The organism is Mycobacterium sp. E787 (assembly GCF_001668725.1).
In the GTDB taxonomy this organism is placed as follows: domain Bacteria; phylum Actinomycetota; class Actinomycetes; order Mycobacteriales; family Mycobacteriaceae; genus Mycobacterium.
In genome coordinates, this window is record NZ_LZKL01000016.1 from 166,130 (window position 1) to 185,415 (window position 19,286).

Annotated in this window: 22 protein-coding genes; 12 read left to right on the forward strand and 10 right to left on the reverse strand. The window is 67.7% G+C overall.

All coding sequences use genetic code 11. The features are described 5' to 3' along the window. Positions 1 to 57 precede the first annotated feature (57 nt). Positions 58 to 840, forward strand: a complete 783-nt coding sequence (locus tag A5705_RS02955; RefSeq protein ID WP_067874034.1) for a helix-turn-helix domain-containing protein — start codon at positions 58 to 60, stop codon at positions 838 to 840. 91 nt (positions 841 to 931) lie between these two features. Beyond that, on the forward strand, positions 932 to 2,047 hold the full coding sequence (locus A5705_RS02960) for a glycosyltransferase (RefSeq protein WP_067874030.1): 1,116 nt from the start codon (positions 932 to 934) through the stop codon (positions 2,045 to 2,047). 13 nt (positions 2,048 to 2,060) lie between these two features. Here the strand turns inward: A5705_RS02960 and A5705_RS02965 are convergent, their stop codons facing one another. The 4 genes from A5705_RS02965 to A5705_RS02980 all read right to left on the reverse strand — a co-directional run bounded on the left by A5705_RS02965 (position 2,061) and on the right by A5705_RS02980 (position 4,464). Beyond that, on the reverse strand, positions 2,061 to 2,900 hold the full coding sequence (locus A5705_RS02965; RefSeq protein ID WP_068275266.1) for a class I SAM-dependent methyltransferase: 840 nt from the start codon (positions 2,898 to 2,900) through the stop codon (positions 2,061 to 2,063). After that, positions 2,897 to 3,616, reverse strand: coding sequence for a TetR/AcrR family transcriptional regulator (locus A5705_RS02970; RefSeq protein ID WP_068275269.1), 720 nt, complete (start codon positions 3,614 to 3,616; stop codon positions 2,897 to 2,899). Before A5705_RS02970 ends, A5705_RS02965 begins: the two co-directional genes overlap by 4 nt. After that, on the reverse strand, positions 3,600 to 4,016 hold the full coding sequence (locus A5705_RS02975; protein ID WP_231964226.1) for a hypothetical protein: 417 nt from the start codon (positions 4,014 to 4,016) through the stop codon (positions 3,600 to 3,602). The genes A5705_RS02970 and A5705_RS02975 overlap by 17 nt, the downstream gene beginning before the upstream one ends. A 118-nt stretch (positions 4,017 to 4,134) precedes the next feature. After that, on the reverse strand, positions 4,135 to 4,464 hold the full coding sequence (locus A5705_RS02980; protein ID WP_068275273.1) for a DUF732 domain-containing protein: 330 nt from the start codon (positions 4,462 to 4,464) through the stop codon (positions 4,135 to 4,137). 257 nt (positions 4,465 to 4,721) lie between these two features. Between A5705_RS02980 and A5705_RS02985 the strand changes: the two genes are divergently transcribed. After that, entirely contained in the window at positions 4,722 to 5,570 is an 849-nt protein-coding gene (locus A5705_RS02985) for a sulfurtransferase (RefSeq protein WP_068275427.1), read from the forward strand. A 19-nt stretch (positions 5,571 to 5,589) separates the two neighbouring features. Here the strand turns inward: A5705_RS02985 and A5705_RS02995 are convergent, their stop codons facing one another. Continuing rightward, on the reverse strand, positions 5,590 to 6,492 hold the full coding sequence (locus A5705_RS02995; RefSeq protein ID WP_231982353.1) for a hypothetical protein: 903 nt from the start codon (positions 6,490 to 6,492) through the stop codon (positions 5,590 to 5,592). A 98-nt stretch (positions 6,493 to 6,590) separates the two neighbouring features. Here A5705_RS02995 and A5705_RS03000 point away from each other — a divergent pair, with 98 nt between their 5' ends. From A5705_RS03000 to A5705_RS03030, 7 genes are all read left to right on the forward strand, one after another. After that, positions 6,591 to 7,397: an alpha/beta hydrolase gene (locus tag A5705_RS03000; protein WP_068275276.1), complete on the forward strand. Its 807-nt coding sequence runs from the start codon at positions 6,591 to 6,593 to the stop codon at positions 7,395 to 7,397. Beyond that, a complete protein-coding gene (locus A5705_RS03005; RefSeq protein ID WP_231982354.1) occupies positions 7,358 to 8,176 on the forward strand; it encodes an SDR family NAD(P)-dependent oxidoreductase in 819 nt (272 codons plus the stop codon). The genes A5705_RS03000 and A5705_RS03005 overlap by 40 nt, the downstream gene beginning before the upstream one ends. Next, the gene (locus A5705_RS03010; RefSeq protein ID WP_068275279.1) at positions 8,173 to 9,060 is read left to right on the forward strand and encodes a TIGR03619 family F420-dependent LLM class oxidoreductase; all 888 of its coding nucleotides are present in this window, start codon (positions 8,173 to 8,175) and stop codon (positions 9,058 to 9,060) included. Before A5705_RS03005 ends, A5705_RS03010 begins: the two co-directional genes overlap by 4 nt. After that, positions 9,057 to 9,527 carry a hypothetical protein gene (locus A5705_RS03015; RefSeq protein ID WP_068275281.1) on the forward strand — a complete coding sequence of 157 codons (471 nt, stop codon included), beginning with the start codon at positions 9,057 to 9,059 and terminating at the stop codon, positions 9,525 to 9,527. Before A5705_RS03010 ends, A5705_RS03015 begins: the two co-directional genes overlap by 4 nt. After that, positions 9,527 to 10,270, forward strand: a complete 744-nt coding sequence (locus A5705_RS03020; protein ID WP_068275283.1) for a hypothetical protein — start codon at positions 9,527 to 9,529, stop codon at positions 10,268 to 10,270. Before A5705_RS03015 ends, A5705_RS03020 begins: the two co-directional genes overlap by 1 nt. 31 nt (positions 10,271 to 10,301) lie before the next feature. Further along, positions 10,302 to 10,790 carry a lipoprotein LpqH gene (locus A5705_RS03025; RefSeq protein ID WP_067874003.1) on the forward strand — a complete coding sequence of 163 codons (489 nt, stop codon included), beginning with the start codon at positions 10,302 to 10,304 and terminating at the stop codon, positions 10,788 to 10,790. A gap of 167 nt (positions 10,791 to 10,957) precedes the next feature. Then, positions 10,958 to 11,947 carry an alpha/beta fold hydrolase gene (locus A5705_RS03030; RefSeq protein WP_068275285.1) on the forward strand — a complete coding sequence of 330 codons (990 nt, stop codon included), beginning with the start codon at positions 10,958 to 10,960 and terminating at the stop codon, positions 11,945 to 11,947. A gap of 9 nt (positions 11,948 to 11,956) precedes the next feature. Here the strand turns inward: A5705_RS03030 and A5705_RS03035 are convergent, their stop codons facing one another. Both A5705_RS03035 and A5705_RS03040 read right to left on the reverse strand, forming a co-directional pair. Further along, positions 11,957 to 13,153 (reverse strand): cytochrome P450, encoded by a 1,197-nt coding sequence (locus A5705_RS03035; protein ID WP_067873997.1) that lies wholly within the window; start codon positions 13,151 to 13,153, stop codon positions 11,957 to 11,959. A gap of 8 nt (positions 13,154 to 13,161) precedes the next feature. Next, positions 13,162 to 13,800: a TetR/AcrR family transcriptional regulator gene (locus A5705_RS03040; RefSeq protein WP_068275288.1), complete on the reverse strand. Its 639-nt coding sequence runs from the start codon at positions 13,798 to 13,800 to the stop codon at positions 13,162 to 13,164. A 166-nt stretch (positions 13,801 to 13,966) separates the two neighbouring features. Here A5705_RS03040 and A5705_RS03045 point away from each other — a divergent pair, with 166 nt between their 5' ends. Continuing rightward, a complete protein-coding gene (locus A5705_RS03045; protein ID WP_068275291.1) occupies positions 13,967 to 14,752 on the forward strand; it encodes a spirocyclase AveC family protein in 786 nt (261 codons plus the stop codon). A 70-nt stretch (positions 14,753 to 14,822) separates the two neighbouring features. Here A5705_RS03045 and A5705_RS03050 read toward each other — a convergent pair whose 3' ends face one another. Further along, positions 14,823 to 16,016, reverse strand: coding sequence for a cytochrome P450 (locus A5705_RS03050; protein ID WP_068275295.1), 1,194 nt, complete (start codon positions 16,014 to 16,016; stop codon positions 14,823 to 14,825). Continuing rightward, the gene (locus tag A5705_RS03055) at positions 16,013 to 17,005 is read right to left on the reverse strand and encodes an LLM class flavin-dependent oxidoreductase (RefSeq protein WP_068275298.1); all 993 of its coding nucleotides are present in this window, start codon (positions 17,003 to 17,005) and stop codon (positions 16,013 to 16,015) included. Before A5705_RS03055 ends, A5705_RS03050 begins: the two co-directional genes overlap by 4 nt. A gap of 199 nt (positions 17,006 to 17,204) precedes the next feature. Here A5705_RS03055 and A5705_RS03060 point away from each other — a divergent pair, with 199 nt between their 5' ends. Then, positions 17,205 to 18,395: a MalY/PatB family protein gene (locus tag A5705_RS03060; RefSeq protein WP_369829590.1), complete on the forward strand. Its 1,191-nt coding sequence runs from the start codon at positions 17,205 to 17,207 to the stop codon at positions 18,393 to 18,395. Positions 18,396 to 18,447: 52 nt separating this feature from the next. Here A5705_RS03060 and A5705_RS03065 read toward each other — a convergent pair whose 3' ends face one another. Continuing rightward, positions 18,448 to 19,182: a DUF2652 domain-containing protein gene (locus tag A5705_RS03065; protein WP_068275304.1), complete on the reverse strand. Its 735-nt coding sequence runs from the start codon at positions 19,180 to 19,182 to the stop codon at positions 18,448 to 18,450. Positions 19,183 to 19,286 lie beyond the last annotated feature (104 nt).

Here is a 19,286-nt window from a genome sequence, read left to right on the forward strand (position 1 = left end):
CGCGGCAATTCCCGGCAAGGAATAGCGCCCAGCGTCGCGAACGGGTTGACTGGTCGCATGTCGGTTTCGGTGCAGGGCGACTTCGGCACCGCGTTGCGTGAATGGCGTAATCGGCGACGGCTCAGCCAGATCGACCTCGCCAACGATGCCGGCACCACCCAACGGCACCTCAGCTTCTTGGAGCAGGGACGCTCGGCGCCGGGGCGCGACATCGTCAGCCGGCTCGCCGACTCGTTGGGCCTGACGCTGCGGCAACGCAACGCGCTGCTGTCGGCGGCGGGCTTCGCGCCCGCGCACCCCGAGTCTCCGCCGGACGCGCCGCTGCTGCGGCCCGTGCGCGAGGCGCTCCAGCATGTCCTCGACGGCCACCTGCCGTATCCGGCGATGGTCATGGACGGCTTCGGCGAACTGGTCGCCGCCAACGGCGCGTTCGGGCTGTTGACCGACGGGGTGGCGGGATGGCTGCTGGAGGCGCCGGTCAACGCGCTGCGGGTCGCGCTGCACCCCGACGGCATGGCCGCGCGCATCGTGAACCTCGACGACTGGCGGCGCCACATCCTGCACGGCCTGCGCGAGCGTGGCCCGCACCCCCGCATCGAGGCGCTGATCGAAGAACTCGAGGGCTACGGCGTGCCGGCGCCGGGCGGCCGGCCGATCGAATCGCTGGGCTTCGCGGTGCCGCTGCACCTGCGTTCCGCCGACGGTGACGTGCGGCTCGTCGCGACGATCTCGACGTTCGTCACCGCCCTGGATGTCACCGTGTCCGAGCTCCGCCTCGAGGCTTTCCTGCCCGCCGACCGGGAGACCGCCGCGATTCTCGCCCGCCGTCACGCAGGTTGAGGCGCCGCAGGGTTGACGAATTCACGGACTGTTCAGGCACACGTCGGTTCCACATCGATGACTGCACACGCGCGCCGCGTGTCCTCACGGTATGCGCGTTGTACAGGTCGCCAACTTTTACGGCCCCCGCTCCGGCGGCCTGCGCACCGCGGTGGACCGGCTCGGCGCGGAATACTGCGCCACCGGGCACGAGGTGTTCCTGATCGTCCCCGGCCGAAGTCCCGAACGCACGCAACTGCCCACGGGCGTGGTGCGAATCACGATGCCCGCCCGGTTGATTCCGTTCACCGGCGGCTACCGCGCCGTCATGCCGGGGCCCGTCAAGGCGCTCTTGAAAGCGCTGCGGCCCGACGCGCTGGAGGTTTCCGACCGGCTCACGCTGCGGTCCCTGGGGCCCTGGGGCCGCGACTACGGCGCCAAGACGGTGATGATCTCCCACGAACGGCTGGATCGCCTTGTGGGACAGATACTTCCGCGGCGCAGCGCGGAGAGGTTCGCGGACTTCGCCAATCGGCGCACGGCCGCCAACTACGACACCGTGGTGTGCACGACGGCGTTCGCGCGCGAGGAGTTCGACCGCATCGGCGCGACGAACACCGTCACCGTCCCGTTGGGCGTGGATCTGCAGACCTTTCACCCGCGCCGGCACTCGTACCTGGTGCGCCGGCGCTGGGCCGCCCCGCAGCAGATCCTCTTGGTGCACTGCGGCCGGCTCTCGGTGGAAAAGCGCGTCGACCGCAGCATCGACGCGCTCGGCGCGCTGTGCCACGCCGGTGTCGACGCCCGGCTGGTGGTCGTCGGCGAGGGTCCGCTGCGGGCCCGGCTGGAAAGGCAGGCCTCCCGGCTGCCCATCGACTTCACCGGGTTCATCAACGACCGGCACACCGTCGCGGGCCTGCTGGCCACCGCCGACGTGACACTGGCGCCGGGGCCGCACGAGACCTTCGGGCTGGCGGCGCTCGAATCGCTGGCCTGCGGGACGCCCGCGGTGGTGTCGCGCACGTCGGCGCTCACCGAGATCGTCACGCCGGACAGCGGCGCCCTGGCCGACAACGACCCGTTCGCCATCGCGTGGGCGGTCGGCGCGATCGTCGGCCGGCCCGAACACCACCGCCGCAGCTCCGCCCGGCGCCGCGCGGAGAACTTCACCTGGGAGCGGGCCGCCGCCGGCATGCTGGCGTCGCTGGACACGAAGCAAACCGCCTAGCACTCAGGCGAACTCAGAACCCGTAGCAGACGACGACGGTACCGATAAGCCGTGACCAGTACACGCTGGCGGCCGCCATGCGGGCCGTCGCGCGCATCGTGCACGGAAGCCCCGCGACCTCAGGTGCCCGCGTGAGGAAGATCTCGTCGACGAGAGTGAGTCCATCGACCCAGCGCTCGGGTTGTCGTGGGTCATTGAAACCAGGATTGACGACGTCGCCCGCGATGACGGACATGCCCGGAGCGTGCTTCACCGCCCAAATGGCATAGCGGGTATATAGATTGAACGCCACCTCCCCGCTCGGGAAGTGACCGACGAGCCGGTCCAGCAGCGAAACGAATCCGTCCTGCGTGAGGAAGGCGATCAGGCCGTCGCCGACGATCACGGCAGGCCGCGAATTGGGGACGTCGTCGAGCCAGTGCGGGTCGGTAAGGTCCGCGCCGATGCTGTGGGCGTTCGCGTGTTGGGGAACGACGCGAGAGCGCAGCGCAATGACCTCGGGGAAATCGATGTCGTACCACGCCACGGTGGGCGGCGGGTCAATGCGAAAGATCCGGGTGTCCAGGCCGGCGCCTAGATCCAGCACCACCGCGTCCGGATGGTCGGAGATGAAACGACGCACCAGATCGTCAAGTGTTTTGGCCCGCACCGAGATGTCAAAGACCCGCGATCGGGGGTCGAGGAATTTGGTTGTGAGCGCGGGAAACCGGGCAAGGTCGTAGCCGACCTTGGTGAGGATCTCGTCGGCCATGGTGTCGCCGAGGAACGGGCGCGGTAAGCGGCTGTCGAGGGCCCTACCGCCCAACGTGAGAAACAGACTCTCCTGCGCGGGCTTGAAGTCCGGAAGTCTCATGGCTTGTCTTCCTCCCAGATTCGCGGCAGCGCCGCGACCAACGCCTCGACCTGCGCGCGCGTGAGTGCCGTGACGCTCCCGTCCGGCAGGCCGAGGACACGGTCGATGGCGAGCCCGTGCAGCCTGAATCGCGCTGTCAGGCGGTCGATTGCCGCCTCGCGCGCGGACTCGTCGCCGGCCTGTAACACCTCGATGACGTTCGAGTTCGTGCGTGCCGCGAGGCCGTAGATCATGTCGGCGACACCCTCGGGGTCAAACGTGTCGAAGACGCCTTCGGCAACGCCCTCGGATATCAGCCGCGTCAGCAACGGAAGGACCATCGCTTGCTCGACCGCGAGGATTCGCGCGTAGAGATGCGCATTGTCCGAGCGCAGCAGGGACACCATCGCCGCCAACTGCTCCGGTCCGCCCACTTTCAGGTTCGCGTCAAAACCGGCCCGCAGGCTCGCGTTGAGCCGGGCCAGCGCGTCGCCCTGGCAGGCGGCGACGGCGTCCTCCACGGCGGCGAACGCCTCGCTCGCGCTCCGCTCGGCCAACGCGGTGATCAGGGCCTCTTTGGACGGAAACCAGTGGTAGAACGCGCCTTTCGACACGCCCGCGTCGGCGATGAGGTCGTTGAGGCTGACGTTGTCGTAACCGTCGCGCACGAACAACGAGGCCGCCCGGTCGAGCAGCTCCGCTCGCCGGATGTCGGGATGCTTAACTACCCGCGGCATGCGGGCGATCGTCGGTCGGACGTTCCGGCTTCCAGCCGACGTAGGTCAGGTAAAGGCCGGCCGAGGCCAGGCAGGCGAACAGCACCCAGATCACCGCCGACGCGCCCGAGCTGTAGATGGCGTTGCCGGCCGCGTCGTATGCCCGCGGAACGGTCAGCAGGAGCAGGCCGCGGACCAGAAAAAACCAGCCGATCACCGAGACGATGATCGCCGGAGGGCTGCGCCAATACTGGTGAAACGCGATGATGAAAAGGCCGCCTGCCAAAAGAATGGCACCATACAGCCACGACCACATCGGGTTGGCCTTGAATTCGCTGAACAGTTCCGCCATGTACTGCCCGCGCACCGCCACCGTGGTCGGGACGATGGTGAGGAACGGCCCCATCACCCGGGCGAACATGCGGGTGCGGATTTGGGATTGCGCAGGTGCGCTCATTGCTCTACCTCCGTGGTCGCCCACGAAGTATAACCGACCGGCGGTCGGTATAACAGACCACCGGTCGGTAGAAGCCTGGGCGCTACCCGCCGCTGGGCTTGGTGGGGCTGTGCTTGCCCGGGCAGTAATCCGCGGTGGCGGCGCCGATGAACGTCTCGGCTTGCGCCTGGGTCAGCTTGTGCGAACCCGTCAGCTGGTCGATCTCGTCCTTCTGCGTGTAGCCGGCTTCGAGGTCCTGGCACATCACGCGCGCCATGTTGACCGCCTGGGCGGGCGAACCGAGGTTGATGCCGTGCGATGACAGGTAGTCGGCGAAATCCTGGTCCGTCTGGTCGGCGTGCGCGACGGCCGCCGGCACCCACATGACAGCCAGCAGAGCGCCGAAGGCGCACGCGGAAAGTTTCTTTTTCATTTCCCCATCACTTTCGAAGCTTCGACGCTCAATGTAGCGAATCGTCGCGCGCGAGCGGTCGGCGGTCAATAGCCCGACGGCGCTACCACCACGCGCAAGCCAAAGTTCAATCCGCCGTTCAGTTTTAGTTCTGAGCGAGTTTAATTCCGAGCGTGCGGCCGCCCCGGTTTGCCAAACAAGAGTTCACCTCGAGTTCCGATAGCGTTCACCTCGCGAAGGGTGGCTAGGCTCGCGGTGAACGCGAGGAGGTGGAGCCCGTGCCGGCGCGCGACGAGGTGCTGATCACGGCGGCCGAGCTGGCCCGCCTGATAGAGGCCGGCGACCCGCCGGCGATACTCGACGTGCGTTGGCGGCTCGACGATCCCGACGGCCGTGCGGCCTACCTGCAGGGCCACCTGCCTGGCGCGGTCTATGTGTCGCTGGAAGACCAACTCAGCGACCACAGCGTCGAAGGGCGCGGGCGGCACCCGCTGCCGTCCGGGCGCGACGTGGAGGCCGCCGCGCGCCAATGGGGCATCCAGCAGGACGGTTTGGTCGTGGTGTACGACGACTGGAATCGCGCGGGATCCGCCCGGGCCTGGTGGGTGCTGACCGCGGCCGGCATTCCGAACGTGCGCATCCTGGACGGCGGCCTGTCGGCGTGGCGCTCGGCCGGACGGGGCCTGGAGACGGGCCCGGTCCACCCGGCGCCCGGGAATGTGACTGCCCCGCACGGGGATCTGTATGCCGGTGGTCGGCCGACGCTGACGGCGGAGCAGACCGGCGACGTGACGCTGCTCGACGCGCGCGCACCCGAACGCTTCCGCGGCGACGTCGAGCCGCTGGACCCCGTCGCCGGTCACATCCCGGGCGCCACGAACCTACCGAGCGGCGCCGTTTTGTCGGAGGACGGAACGTTCGTCGGCGAGCACGCCCTCGGCCAATTGCTCTCCGACCGAGGCATCGACGCAGACGGCCGGGTGGGCGTCTATTGCGGCTCGGGCGTCACGGCGGCCGTCACGATCGCTGCGCTCGCCGCGACGGGCCGAGCGGCCGCGCTGTACCCGGGGTCGTGGTCGGAGTGGTGTTCGGATCCGACCCGACCGGTGGGTCAGGGCCCCGAATAGGCCGCGGCCCCAGGCCAATTCAGCTGTCCGCCCAGCTCCGCAGAAAGGCCGCCGCCACGCGGGCGGCGTTCTCCGCCGCGATCTGCTTGTAGAAAAAGAACTCGAACGGGAAGCCCGGCAGGCGCAGCGGGTCGCCGGCGCCATCCGAGATGCCGCGGATGCCGAGGAATGGGACCCCGTGGGCGTCGGCGACCGCCTGCGCCGCGGCCGTCTCCATGTCGGTCGCGTCAAACGCCGGGTTCGCGATCGGCGTGATGTTCAGGTTGCTGATCAGAGCCCTCCGCAGCCAGGGCCCGACCGCCCGAAAGAAGTTGCCGGTGTAGAACAATGAGCGATCCGGGGCCCTGCGGGGTTGACATCCGAACACGCCGCCGCCGTTCGGGATGCACGGGAACGCCTGGCCGCTGTTGTTGTCGGAGCTGGACCCGTCGCCACCCACCACCAGCCGCGGCCGGCGCTTCAGGTCGATCAGCGTGACGCGGGGGGCTTTCTGGCGCAGGTGGTTAACGCTCTCCAGGTCGACGCTCAGCCCCCGCACCGCGGCCAGCATGCCCGGGTCGACCGGGTGAAACGTTGCGCCACCGTCCCCCGACCAGCGGCCCGGTACGGCGACGTCGCCGATGCTGACGCGCGCGCCGCCGCCGGCGACGCCGGAGAACAGCACCGCGCCAATGGAGATCGACGACGCGTGGGTGAAGCGAGCGAGGGCGGTTTGGGCGGTCTCGGTCGCGTTGACCAAGCCGATCCCGGTCATCGCCACGATCACCTTCTTGCCGCCGATCGTGCCGAGGTAAAAGTGCCGACGGTCAAACCGCACCACCGGGTGGCGGTCCAAAACGGTGCGGGAAAGCACCGCGTCAGCTTCGGCCGGGAATGCCGACAAGACCAGGGTGCGTCGTTCCGCCGGTTCTTCGTCGGTCACAAATGCTTGATTTTGGCGCATCGGACGCCGCCGAATATCCAATACGGTTCTTTTTGTTCAGCGCTTTCGTGCCCGTTATTCGCGCTAGTCTCAGCGACGTGCTCGAAGTGATCGAAAAAGGGCCCGCGGGTGATTCCGGGAAAACGCCGCTGGTCTTCGTCCACGGCGCTTGGCACGGCGCCTGGTGCTGGGACGAGCATTTCCTGGATTTTTTCGCCGCGAAAGGCCACCGATCGCTGGCGGTGAGCCTGCGCGGGCATGGCAAGAGCCCGGCGCCAGGCAGCATGCGGTTGTGCTCGATGGCCGACTTCGTCGACGACGTCGCCTCCGTCGCTGACGGCCTGCCCCGGCGGCCCGTGGTGATCGGGCATTCGATGGGCGGTTTCGTGGTACAGAAGTACCTGGAGTCGCACGGCGCGCCGGCCGCGGTGTTGCTCGCCTCGGTACCTCCGAGCGGCATCGCCGGATTCTTTCTGCACCGGTTCCAGCGGCACCCCTGGTTGACCGCGCGGAGCCTGGCCATGGGTAAGTCATTGCGCAGCGTTGGCGGCACGCCGGAATTGACGCGTGAGACGTTCCTGTCCGCGGCGATTCCGCCCGCCGACGTGGCGCGCTACACCGGGCTGCTCGACGAGGAATACGTGTCGAAATTCGTCCTCGACATGCTGTTGCTCGACCTGCCCAAGCCCCACCTCGTCACCGCGCCGGTGCTGGTCCTGGGCGCCGGCGACGACATCGTCTTCACCAAGCGCGAGGTCCGCGCGACCGCGTTCGCCTACCGCACCGAGGCGGAATTCTCCCCGGGAATGGCCCACGACATGATGCTCGAACCCGGGTGGGCCGCCGTGGCCGCAAGGATCCACGAGTGGATCGAAACCTGCTGTCCCACAACGTTGCCGCGATGACCGGCCGGCTCGACGGCAAGGCCGCGATCATCACCGGGGCGAGCACCGGGCTGGGCCCGGTGATGGGCTCGCTGTTCGTCGCCGAGGGCGCCCGGGTGCTGCTGGCCGCGCGGCGCGAAGAGCTGGTCCGCGATGCGGCTGCGGCGGCCGGCCCCGGAGCCATCGCGATGCGCGCGGACGTGACCGACGAGGGTGACGTCGCGGCGATGGTCGCAAGGGCCGTCGACGAGTTCGGCCACGTCGACATCCTGTGCAACAACGCCGCCGCGCCCGGACAGGACCGCTGGATCTGGGAACAGACGCTGGACAACTGGAACGCCACCTTCGCCATCGACGTCACCGCGGCCATGCTGTGCACCCGCGAAGTGCTCAACCAGTCGATGCTGCAACGCCGCCGCGGGGTCATCCTCAACTTCTCCTCGACCGCCGGGTACTCCGGCATCGTCCGCAAGACCCACTACGTCACCGCCAAGGCGTCGCTGCGGGCGTTCACCAAAGCGGTTGCGCTCGAGGTCGGCCAGTACGGAATCCGGTGCAATTGCATCGTGCCCGGCGCCATCGACACCGAGCTGTTTCGCAATTGGGTGCAACGCACCGCCGACGAGCAGGGCGTCGACTTCGCGACCGTGCGCGCCAGATCGGTCAAAGGCGTGCCGTTGCAGGACATTTCGACGCCCGAAGACGTTGCCAACCTGGCGTTGTTCCTGGCCGGCGACGAGAGCCGCACCATCACCGGGCAATCGATACCCGTGGATGCCGGCGGGTACATGCAGGGATGAGCACCGGCACGCCGAAACTATCGGTCGCCACGCCCGTGGTGACGATGTTCCCGCGCGCCAGCGCCGAGTGGGAGAAACAGGCCTCCATCGAGGATCTGGCCCAGATCGCCGAGGCCGCGGACCGCCTCGGCTACTACCACCTGACCTGCAGCGAGCACATCGCGCTGCCCGCCGCCGAACAACACCGCCGCGGCGCCCGCTACTGGGATCCGCTGGCCACCTTCGGCTTCCTCGCGGCGCGCACGCGACGGATCCGGTTGGCCACCAACGTGCTGGTGCTCGGGTATCACCATCCGCTCGAGATCGCCAAGCGCTACGGCACCCTCGACAAGGTCAGCAACGGCAGGCTCATCCTCGGCGTCGGCGTCGGCAGCCTCAAAGAGGAGTTCGAGCTCCTCGGCGCCCCCTTCGACGACCGCGGAGCGCGCGGCGACGACGCGCTGCGGGCGCTGCGCGCCTCGCTGTCGGTTCCCGAACCCTCCTACCACGGTGAGTTCTATTCCTTCGGCGGCATGGTCGTCGACCCGTGCGCCGTCCAGGAACGGGTTCCGATCTGGATCGGCGGGCGCACGCTGCGATCGCTGCGCCGCGCCGCCACCCTGGCCGCCGACGGCTGGGCCCCCTTCGCGGTGAGCCTGCAGCAGGCCCGAGAGTGGTTGCGCCGCTTCGAGCTTGGACCGGGCTTCGAGGTCGTGTTGCCGCCGCCGGCGCCCCTGAATCCGATCAACGAGCCGGAACGAACCCGCGACACGATCGCCGAGGTCGCGGCGCACGGCGCCACCATCGTCAGCGCGATTTTCACCCACACTTCGCTGCAGCATTACCTGGAGAATCTGCATGCGCTGGCCGAGTTGCACCCGTCCGCTTTGAGAGGGCTCCCATGACATCTGCGATCCGGTTACTCGTCATCGTCGCGACGGGTTGCCTCGCGGCGTGCGCGTCGCCACCACAGGCGTCTGCGCCCAGCGCGACGAAGCCACCGCCGGCGACCGTTGCGCCCGTCACCGCCACCACGACCACGCCAACCTGCGTCGGGCTGTCGATATGCCCGCCGCCCCCGCCGGACGCTGAAGGCAATCCGGGGTGTTACTACTCCGACGGCTGGCGCGATGCGCCGGGCGGCGGGATCGAGGTGTGGTACTTCCATGAGCCGCAGAACATTTCGAAGCCGGACAAGGTCACGGCCGTGGTGCGCAAAAAGGACGGCACCGACGAGTCGCAGGACGCCAACATCGACGCGGGCCAACAGGTGCACCGCTTCGAGTTCGCGGCCATCGACAAGTCCGCGGTTCAAGAGGTGTTGCTGACCACGAGCGGCGGCCGCTGCTACGTGGCCGGGCCAGGTGCGTGATGCGGGTCAAGGCAGGCTTTTTCAGCCTCACGGCGCCCGCCCCGGCCGGCGACGACGGCAGCTACCTGCGGTGGCACCTGCTGGATCACATGCCCGAGCAGTACCAACTGCCCGGGATCGTGTACGGATTGCGGTGGATCGCCGACGGCGACTACCTCGATCGCCGCCTCGCGGCCGACGGGCCGTTGGGTCAGGTCGGCAATGCGGTGCACTACCTGGTCACTGACCCCGTCGAGCAGACCTTCGACGACTTCGTCGCCCTCGGCCGCGCCCTGCGGGAAAACGGCCGCTTCCCGGTCACCCGGCCATCGCTGCAAGTCGCCGGATTACGCCTGCTGCAGTGGCACGCCGCGCCACACGCGCTCGTCTCCGCCGAGGTGGTGCCGTTTCGGCCGCACCGCGGGATCGTGCTGATCGTCGAGCAACCCGGTGCGGGCCGCCCGGACCAGTGGCTGCGGTGGCTGCACGCCGAGCACTACCCGGCGCTGCTCGCCACGCCCGGCGCGGCGGGCGCCTGGACTTTCGGTTCGAGCGCCGGTTGGAGCCACCTGCCCGCCGGATGGACGACGGACCACCAATACATCACCGTCGTTTACCTCGACGGCGACCCGCTCACCACCTGCGATGCGCTGAGGCCCCTCATCGAGGAAAGGTGGCGGTCCGCTGCGGTTCGTCCTGTATTCGCCGGACCGCTACGCACCATGGTCAGTTGGGAAGCGTGGCCGCGCGAGCGGGCCCTATAGTCCTTCGTGACGACCTACCGAAGGAAGTGAGATGACCAATCGACGGCTCGTTCTCGCCGCCGCCGGGCTCGCCTTGTTGGGCGCCAGCCTGCCGGCCTGCTCGAGCAAGGGTGGTCAGCCTTCCGCCACGAGTTCGAGCGCGGCTCCGCCGACGACAACCATCATGATGGACGGCAACAAGCACACCATGACCGCCGGCGTCGAGTGCACCAACTCCGCGGCGGTGCCGCCGGCCGAGTCGGGCGATCTCACCACCCACATCAGCGTGCACGACGATTCGGCGTCGATAACCCTGTCCCTGTCGGACGAGAAGCCACCCAGCGTCGACGGTTTCTCTCTTTCGCTCAAGACGGGATCCGGCCAGTATCAGCTGCCCTGGCAGGCGCCCCAGTCCGCGACCCAGGTGCAAGCGAACAAGGACGGGAAGAGTTACACGATCACCGGGACGGGCCAGGGCGCGTCGCCGAATCAGGGTGACGTCCACCAGGTGACGTTCGGGCTGCACGTCACCTGCCCGTAGACCCCAAACTCGTTGCCGGCGTAGTTATCTGCGCGTCCGCCACCCGCGTCACTCCGAGGAAGTGCCCACCCTTTTCCGGAAAGCGTTATCGCATGCGATACCGCTTTCGCAAGACGCTCCAAAGGTCGCGGTTGTCGAACGACGATGCCCTCTGACATGCTGGCAGCTTGGACATCTTCGCGGAGTGGCAGGACGGCGGGACGGAACTTCGGTGGCGGTCGACCACCGCCGCCAACGAAGGGCAGGAAGTCACCGTGTTCAGCCGCCGTTGCGGCACACCCGGGGCGCCCGCGCTGGTGCTGGTGCACGGCTTCCCGACGTCGAGCATCGACTATTTCGGGCTGACTCGCGAACTCGCCAATGACTTCGACATGTTCGTGCTGGACTTTCCCGGCTACGGATTGTCCGACAAGCCGCCGGCCCCCCACGTGTATTCGCTGTACGACGACGCGCGGCTGCTGGTCTACGCGATCACCCAGGTGTGGAAGCTGACCGAATTCCGGATGCTCACCCACGACCGCGGCAGCAGCGTCGGCATGATCGCGCTGGAAATGTTGGCGGCCCAGGACGAGCCCGTTCTGCCCGCCGACCTCATCCTCACGAACGCCAACATCTATCTCCCGCTGTCGAATCTCACCGTGTTCCAGAGCGCCCTGCTCGACCCCGCGACCGGGCGAGACACCGCGGCGGCCACCACGCCGGAGATGCTCGCTGCGGGCCTGGGCGCGAGCACCTTCATACCGCGGCGAACACTGGACGACCCGGAGATCGCCGCGCTGGCGAAGTGCTTCGCCCACAACGACGGAATCCGCGTCCTGCCGGACACGATCCAGTACCTCAAGGAGCGCGCCGCGGACGAAACCAGTTGGCTGGAGGGGATTTCCAAGCTCCACGTCAACACCACCGTGGTGTGGGGCCTGCACGACAACGTCTCCCCGGTGCGCGTCCCCAACTACGTGTGGCAGACGTATCTCAAGACCAAGCCCGGCACAAACCGTTACTGGCTGGTGCCCGGCGCGGATCACTATCTGCAGTGCGACGCCCCCGGGCAGCTCGCCCAGATCGTTCGCCTAACGGCTCAGGGCGGCGACATCCCGCTTCAGACGCTCGGAAACCAGCCCGACGGCGCCGTTCTGGTGGACGAAAGCGCCTCATAGGCCGCGGCTTCACCCGGTGACGACGGGTAGGCGCGCCCACCCGCGCACGCTTGCGGTGTGCGCCCGTTCGGCGTTGGCGTAGTCGACTTCCCAATCGGGCCACCGTTTGAGGACCTCGTCCAGCGCCACCCGGGCCTCCATCCGGGCCAGCGCCGAGCCGAGGCAGAAGTGCAGGCCCTGCCCGAAGCTGAGGTGGCCGCCCTCGCGGTGGATGTCGAAGCGGTCGGGATCGGCGAATCGGCTTTCGTCCCGATTGGCGGAACCGTTGAGCAGCAACATGAACGAGCCTTCCGGGACGACGCGGCCGTAGTGCTCGGCGTCGCGGGCGACGTAGCGGGCTTGCACCGGCGACGGGGGTTCGTAGCGCAGCGTCTCCTCGACCGCGCCGGGGATCAGCGACGGATCGGCGCCGAGTTCGCGGCGCTGGTCCGGGTGGTCCGACAGCAGCTGTCCCATGAAACCGATGAGCCGGGCAGTGGTTTCGTTGCCGGCGCCGGCGATCATGGCGGTGTAGGCCAGCACCTCGGTGCGGGAGAGGGGGCGACGCGTGCCGTCGGGCTCCTCGATCTCCGCGCGCAGCAGATCGGTCATCAGGTCGTCGGACGGGTGACTGGCGCGCCACTCGATGTACTCGGCGAACATCGCGATGGTGTCCGCGAACAGATTCGGGTTGACCTCGCCTGGCTTGCGTCCCTCGGCCATCTCGATGAAGGCCCCGTTGCGATCCCGGATGTTCGCCTGGTCCTCCTCGGGAATGCCCAACAGGTAGCCGATGGTCCGCATCGGCATCATCGCCCCGAGGTCCGCGATGAAGTCGAACCCGCCGGCGCCGATCAACGGGTCGAGTTCGCGGACGCAGAATCCGCGCACCATCGACTCGACGGCCAGCATGCGCCGCGGCGTGAAGACACGGGACAGCAGGCGGCGGTGCAGATCGTGCAGCGGCGGATCCTCGAACAGCAGGATGCCCGGCGGCACTTCGATGTTGTTGAACAAGATGTCGGCGGTGGTCCCGCGGCCGGATCGGTAAGTCTCCCAGTTCGGCAGTTCGCGCGCCACGTCCTGGTACCGGCTCAGCGCGTAGAAGTTGAACTTTTCGTTGTAGTACAGCGGCGCCTCTTCGCGCATGCGCTTCCACACCGGGTACGGGTCGTCGTCGATCTCGACGTCGTATGGGTCGTAGTACAGCTCGGCTGAACGTAACATCTGGCCTCTCAATCGTTTCGGTGCAGGAAGCCGTGCAGGATCGCCTGGACAAGCTCCTCCACGATGACCTCCCGCGACGGCTGCTCGGTCCCGAAGTAGGTGGAACGCAGCGCGGCCATGCCGGCGATCATCGCCACGGTGGAGTGCGCCGGCAGGTCCGGATGGTCCGACCGCAGGCCCCGCAGGTGCATGCCCTCGGCGCTGATCCGGCCGAGCACCGTCAGCGCCCGCCTGACGTCGGCGATGCCGGCGTCGGTCATCTCCTCCTCGGTCAGGGCCTCCGATGCCATCAGCGTCAGGAGCAGCCCCTGGTGTTCGACGAACACGTCGTAGAGCTGCCCAACGAAATGCCCGGCGAGCTCCTCCTCCTTGGTCTCCTCGGGGATGACCGAATGCCACGTCTGGCCGAATTCGTCGACGAAGCTGGTGAAGGGCAGGACGAGGGCCTCGCGGAACAGCGCCGCCTTCGAGCCGAAGTGGCGGAACAGCAGGTGTTCGGTGACGCCCGCGGCCTGGGCGATTTCGCGTGTGGTGGTGCTGCGGTAGTCCTGGCGCGAGAAGAGATCCCGCGCGGCCTCGAGCAGCAGCTTGCGCGGTGCGCCGCGGGGCCGGCGCGTGGCCGCCGTCGTTGCGGGTCGCTTGGCCATGACTTTTAAGATAGCATGCACTATCTTGAAGCGCTGCGGGAGAGGACGCGGACGTGGGCGCAGTCGTCATGCTTGGCACGCTGTTCGGGCTGATCGTTTTGATCTTCGGCCTGGTGCTGCGGTTCGATCCCGAGGCGCGCCGCTCCCCCGGACGCGAGGGCGATCGATGAGCGCCGGGATGACGCCGCTGATGCAGGCGGCCAGTGGCTTCGCCCTCGTCGGCGGGATCACCTTCACCGCGATCGGTGTGTACCTGAGCATTCGCCAGCGCCGGATACACCCACTGCTGCTTCTGTGCATCTCGGCGATTTCGTTCTCGTGGATCGAGGCGCCCTACGACTGGGCGATGTACGCCCAGTTCCCGCCCGCCATTCCGCGAATGCCGTCGTGGTGGCCGCTGAACGTCACGTGGGGTGGGCTGCCGTCGTTCGTTCCCATCGGCTACATCTCCTACTTCGTGTTTCCGGCGGTGACCGGCGCGGCGCTAGGAAGATGGGTCAGCGCGAAATTCCAGTGGCGCAGGCCGATAACGCTGCTGATCGTCGGCCTTGTCGTCGGCTTCTGCTGGGCACTGTTCTTCAACGGGTTCCTGGGAGCCAAGCTCGGCGTCTTCTATTACGGCCGTGTGATTCCGGGGCTGGCGATGCGCGAGGGAACAATTCACCAGTACCCGCTCTACGATTCGCTCGCGATGGGCATACAGATGATGGTGTTCACCTACCTCCTCGGTCGCACCGATGCGCAGGGACGCAACGTCATCGAAATGTGGGCCGATAAAAGGTCGTCGAGTCGTCTCGGAGCGTCTGTTTTGTCCATCGTCACCGTTGTCGTGATCGGAAACCTGCTCTACGGGGCGGTTTTCGCGCCCCACCTGGTGACGAAGCTGGGCGGCTGGGTGACCGCGGGGCCGGTGTGCCAGCTCTTCCCGGGCGTACCCAACCAACCCCGATAGGCGCCGAGCGTCGAGTTGTTGCGCGAATTCGGCCGCTTTTCGCGCCACAACTCCACGTTGGGTGCACAAATCAAATAAACACCGGCAGCTTTGACCAGCCCCGCACGCTGGAGGTGTGCGCCTTCGTGGCGTTGGCGTAGTCGACTTCCCATTCCGGCCAGCGCTTGATGACTTCCTCGAGCGCCACCCGCGCCTGCATGCGCGCCAACGCCGAGCCCATGCAGAAGTGCAGCCCGTGACCGAAACTCAGATGGGTGGCGCCGCGGCGGATGTCGAACTCCTCGGCGCCGGGGAACCGGCGTTCGTCGCGGTTGGCGGATCCGTTGATCAGCAACATGATCGAGCCCTCGGGGACCGTCGTGCCGTGCAACTCGACGTCGCGGGCGACGTAGCGCGCCTGCACCGGCGAGGGCGCTTCGAAGCGCAAGACCTCCTCGATGGCCATGGGAATCAGCGACGGGTCGGCGACGATCTGCCGGCGCTGATCGGGGTGCTCGGCCAGGAGCTGGCCGATGAAACCGATGAGGCGCGTGGTCGTTTCGTTGCCGGCGCCGGCGATCATGCTGGTGTACAGCAGCACCTCGGACCGCGTCAGCCGCCGGGTCCCGTCGTCGTCCTCGACCTCGGCGTTGATCAACTGCGTCATCAAGTCGTCGGAGGGGTGGTCCACCCGCCAATCGATGTAGTTCGCGAACATCTCGTGGCTGTGCTCCAGGAAGTCCTGCGGAACCGCCCGGAACGTGCCCTTTTTCAGTGTGAGCTGGCTGCCGCCCTTGTCGCGGATGGATTCCTGATCGGCCTCGGGGATGCCCAGCAGGTAGCCGATCGTGCGCATCGGGACCATCGCGCCCAGGTTCTCGACGAAGTCGAACCGGCCCGAGCCCACCAACGGGTCGAGCGCGCGCACGCAGAACGCCCGCGTCAGCGGCTCGATCGCCTCCATCCGCCGCGGCGTGAAAACCTTGGAGAGCACGTGGCGATGGACGTCGTGAATCGGCGGGTCCTCGAAGAGGATGACCCCGGGCGGCAGATCGATGCCACTCATGATGATGTCCATCGTGGTGCCGCGACCCGACCGGAAGACGTCGAAGTTCATCAGCTCGCGGGAGACGTCGTCGTAGCGGCTCAGCGCGTAAAAGTTGTACTTGTCGTTGCGATACAGCGGCGCCTCGTCGCGCAGCCTCTTCCAAATCGGGTACGGATCGTCGTCGATGTCGAAATCAAACGGGTCGTAATAGACCTCGGCGGTGCTTGCTCCAGTCATAGCGGCGTCTTTCTCTCCGACAGAGCCTCCGGAACCACGACCTCCCCCACCCGCTTGAGATACGGCCACGCGATTTCCGGCGGCAGCCCGCCGCACAGCGGCGACAGGTTGAGTATCTGGCCGGCGCGGACCCGCGAAATCGCTTCCGGCACCGAGATGATCACGTGCGATGCCGGCGCGGCGCGCAGCTCCTCGACGGTATCCACGTGCGAGAAGCCGGCCGTCGTCTCGTCCCCGGGATTCCACGCGGCATACGTTCGCACGTCGTGCAGCAGATGCTGGCCAAGCTCGTCCCACGCCTGGTCCACGTCGTCGGCGACGAACACGACCGACGGGGTGTCGCGGCTGGGAAACATCGTCGGGCCGGGCTCATGACCGTGCTCGCGGCAGGCCTCCTCGTAGGCCTCCCGCATGCCGGGTGCGTTGGCGTTGCCCAGCATGCCCAGGCCGTACCTGCCGGCCCGGCGGGCCGCCGCCACGCTGCCGCCGCCCCACATCAGCCCCGGGCCGCCGGCGGTCTCCGGGCGCGGCGTCACCATGATCCGTCGCCCGTCCCGGCTGACCGTTTTCTCGGAAAGCAGCGAGCGCAGCAGCTCGAGCTTCTCGTCGGCGAGCCGCCCGCGACCCTTCAGCGCCACGCCGAAGTGCTCGAACTCCTCGGGCCGGTATCCCAGCGCCAGGATGTACGACGCCCGCCCCCTGCTGATGATGTCGAGCACCGCCATGTCCTCGGCGAGGCGCACGGGGTCGTAGAACGGCAGGATCAGGATCAGGCTCAGCGCCAACCGCTGGGTTCGCGACGCCACGGACGACGCCAGCAAAAGCGGCGACGGCAGATAGCCGTCCTCGGACCCGTGGTGCTCACAGAACACCGCGGCCAGGCCGCCATGATCCTCGGCCCACGCACACATTTCGGGCACGGCGGCGTACAGCGCCACGCGCGGCGCTCCCCAAGCCGGGGCGCGCATGTCGAAGCGCAGTGTGAACACGCCCAACTCCTAGACGACCTAATATTTGTCCACGTACGCTACGGTGCCGCCGAGAGCCGCGTCAACGCCTGGGCAAACACGTGCCGCGGCAAAGTCGTCGGGATATCCAGCGTCGAACCCGAGCGTAAACACCCCTGACGATTCCAAGCACGCATTCGCCACCTAGTCTGCCGGGGTGGGCTTTAACCCGCTCGAGGAAATGACGCTGTCCCAACTGCGGCTGCGCACCAGCATGAAGTGGCGTGCGCACCCCGACGACGTGTTGCCGCTGTGGGTGGCCGAGATGGACGTCAACCTGGCGCCGACGGTGGCCGGCGCGCTGCGCCACGCGATCGACATCGGCGACACCGGATACCCTTGCGGCACCGCGTTTGCCGAGGCCGTCAGCGAATTCGCCTCGCGGCGTTGGAAATGGCACGACCTGGAGGTCGCCCGCACCGCGATCGTTCCCGACGTCATGCTCGGCGTGGTCGAAATGCTGCGCCTGGTCACCGACCGCGGCGATGCCGTCGTCGTCAACCCACCGGTATACGCGCCGTTCTACGCTTTCGTCTCGCACGACGGCCGGCGGGTGATCGAGGCACCGCTCAGCGCCGACGGCCGAATCGACTTGGCCTCCCTGGAAGACGCCTTCGCGCACGCCGGCGCTTCGGGCGGCAAGGTCGCCTACCTGTTGTGCAGCCCGCACAACCCGACCGGGTCGGTGCACACCGCCGAGGAGCTGCGCCAGGTCGCCGAACTCACCCGCCGCTTCGATGTCCGGGTGGTGTCGGACGAAATCCACGCGCCGGTGATCTTGTCGGGAGCACGGTTCGTCCCCTACCTGACCGTGCCCGGCGCGGAGAACGCCCTGGCCCTGACGTCGGCCTCGAAGGCGTGGAATCTCTCCGGCCTGAAGGCGGCCCTGGCCATCGCGGGTCCGGAGGCGGCCGCGGACCTGCGCCGCATGCCGGAGGAGGTCAGCCATGGTCCGAGCCACTTCGGCGTCATCGCCCACGCGGAGGCCTTCCGCAGCGGCGGCGACTGGCTCGACGCGCTGCTGGCCGGGTTGGACGAGAACCGGACGCTGCTGGGCGACCTGGTCGCCGAACACCTCCCGGGCGTGAAATACCAATGGCCGCAGGGCACTTACCTCGCCTGGCTGGATTGCCGAGACCTCGGCTTCACTGAGGAGACCGCCGACGGGCTGGCGGTGGTCGCCGATCTGGCCGGGCCGGCGCGCTGGTTCCTCGACCACGCGCGCGTCGCGCTCAGCTCCGGCCACGTCTTCGGGACCGGCGGAGCCGGATACGTGCGGCTCAACTTCGCGACCTCGAAAGCCATTCTGGCCGAGGCGCTATCGCGCATGGGCCGGGCGCTTGAGGCCGCCGGGCATCGAAATCGACGCTAGCGTACGGCGCACTCGCAGTTCTTCGCGCGACCGTCGGTTTCGACGAAACAGGTTATGCGGGAACATCCTCGGCGCGGTCCAGGTTGCGGAAGCCTTCCGCGGGCTTCTTGATGCCCAACAGGAAAGGCAGCGCGCCGAACTCGAGCTTCGCCGTCGCCCCGAACCGGCCGAGACGGCTGCGCCGGGGCGGCGTCGGCAAAACACCCGGCACCTCCGACGTGGCAAGGTCGATGTAATGCGTCGACGTATCCCCGATGCCCTCGAAGTGGTGGACCAGCGGCTTGCACAACCCGCGCATCGGGTCTTCGAGGCACGCGGCGACCGGATCGGTCATCAACACGTACTCGAGCACTGGCACCGAGTTTTTCAGCATCCGATGCACGAGGATGACGTCGACGCCGGCGAGTTCGACGTGCCGCTTCACCCGTTGCTCCGCCACCTCCCCCTCGTGCACGACGAACTTCAGCGAAAGGTTGTCCAGCTGCGAACAGCTGGCGCACTCGCAGGCAATGTCCGCCTTGAACCGCTCGCGCTGCGCCAGGAACGCCCCGCGCATCCGTGACAGCCGGTCGCACACGAGCACTTTGGCGTTGCCGTCCGGCGCCCAGAAGAACGCCGCGTCGCCCTCCAGCTTGGCCAGTTTCAAACCTTTGCCGGCATCGATCACCGCCTCCAGCAGTCCGGCCACCGTCAGCTGCGCGTGCGCCAGGTGGGTGCGGTTCCAATTCATGTAATGCGTGTACCCGCCGATGTCGGCGATGAGCAGGACCGCGCGCCGGATGGCCATGATGTGGGCAGTTTAGTGGTTGCCAGTCGGCGTCTCAATGAATCTTGCACTGGACGAAATCGCCTCGCCGCGAGAGGCTTGCAAAGGTCTCACCCCGGAGGAGC

Excerpts from the sequence above, each read along its gene's own strand:
- A5705_RS02955 (WP_067874034.1), top strand. The coding sequence starts at position 58 with ATGTCGGTTTCGGTGCAGGGCGACTTCGGCACCGCGTTGCGTGAATGG.
- A5705_RS02960 (WP_067874030.1), top strand. The coding sequence starts at position 932 with ATGCGCGTTGTACAGGTCGCCAACTTTTACGGCCCCCGCTCCGGCGGC.
- A5705_RS02965 (WP_068275266.1), bottom strand. The coding sequence starts at position 2,900 with ATGAGACTTCCGGACTTCAAGCCCGCGCAGGAGAGTCTGTTTCTCACG.
- A5705_RS02970 (WP_068275269.1), bottom strand. The coding sequence starts at position 3,616 with ATGCCGCGGGTAGTTAAGCATCCCGACATCCGGCGAGCGGAGCTGCTC.
- A5705_RS02975 (WP_231964226.1), bottom strand. The coding sequence starts at position 4,016 with ATGTTCGCCCGGGTGATGGGGCCGTTCCTCACCATCGTCCCGACCACG.
- A5705_RS02980 (WP_068275273.1), bottom strand. The coding sequence starts at position 4,464 with ATGAAAAAGAAACTTTCCGCGTGCGCCTTCGGCGCTCTGCTGGCTGTC.
- A5705_RS03010 (WP_068275279.1), top strand. The coding sequence starts at position 8,173 with ATGAGCACCGGCACGCCGAAACTATCGGTCGCCACGCCCGTGGTGACG.
- A5705_RS03015 (WP_068275281.1), top strand. The coding sequence starts at position 9,057 with ATGACATCTGCGATCCGGTTACTCGTCATCGTCGCGACGGGTTGCCTC.
- A5705_RS03020 (WP_068275283.1), top strand. The coding sequence starts at position 9,527 with ATGCGGGTCAAGGCAGGCTTTTTCAGCCTCACGGCGCCCGCCCCGGCC.
- A5705_RS03025 (WP_067874003.1), top strand. The coding sequence starts at position 10,302 with ATGACCAATCGACGGCTCGTTCTCGCCGCCGCCGGGCTCGCCTTGTTG.
- A5705_RS03035 (WP_067873997.1), bottom strand. The coding sequence starts at position 13,153 with ATGTTACGTTCAGCCGAGCTGTACTACGACCCATACGACGTCGAGATC.
- A5705_RS03040 (WP_068275288.1), bottom strand. The coding sequence starts at position 13,800 with ATGGCCAAGCGACCCGCAACGACGGCGGCCACGCGCCGGCCCCGCGGC.
- A5705_RS03045 (WP_068275291.1), top strand. The coding sequence starts at position 13,967 with ATGAGCGCCGGGATGACGCCGCTGATGCAGGCGGCCAGTGGCTTCGCC.
- A5705_RS03050 (WP_068275295.1), bottom strand. The coding sequence starts at position 16,016 with ATGACTGGAGCAAGCACCGCCGAGGTCTATTACGACCCGTTTGATTTC.
- A5705_RS03060 (WP_369829590.1), top strand. The coding sequence starts at position 17,205 with ATGACGCTGTCCCAACTGCGGCTGCGCACCAGCATGAAGTGGCGTGCG.
- A5705_RS03065 (WP_068275304.1), bottom strand. The coding sequence starts at position 19,182 with ATGGCCATCCGGCGCGCGGTCCTGCTCATCGCCGACATCGGCGGGTAC.